At 58.7% G+C, this 327-nt stretch carries 1 protein-coding gene; it reads right to left on the bottom strand.

Features of this window, described 5'->3' with window-relative positions; translation table 11 throughout:
- On the bottom strand, nt 1-327 hold a 327-nt coding region (locus tag H6A60_RS12925; protein ID WP_205105269.1), incomplete at both ends, for a porin.

Genomic DNA, 327 nt, shown 5'->3' with positions numbered 1-327 from the left:
GACCGAAATTCCCGTAGTTGGCCGTAACGGCAGCCGACAGTGTGCGGTCGGAGGAAGCCTTGCCTTCGGTCGGCGCACCGTAACGCAAATCCTTATCCTGCGTGTCGTTCTGGAAAGAGTACTGCAGGTATCCCTTCAAACCGGCAAATTCAGGCGTGACGTAAGTGATGGTGTTGTCCATCCGTCCCCAGTAGCCCGCGTGAGTGAACTTGCCGCCAGTGTAGTCACCCCAGCCGCCGCCGAACACACTGAACTTGCTCATAAGACCGTACGAGCCCAGGCCGCTCATCAGCTGTCCGACTCGACCGAACGACAACGTGCCGAAGG

Origin of the sequence: Sutterella massiliensis, from assembly GCF_016899755.1 — a bacterium.
Taxonomy (GTDB): Bacteria; Pseudomonadota; Gammaproteobacteria; order Burkholderiales; family Burkholderiaceae_F; genus Sutterella; species Sutterella massiliensis.
The sequence above is the reverse complement of the archived record's forward strand: the minus strand, read 5'-3'. Positions and strand labels throughout refer to the sequence as shown.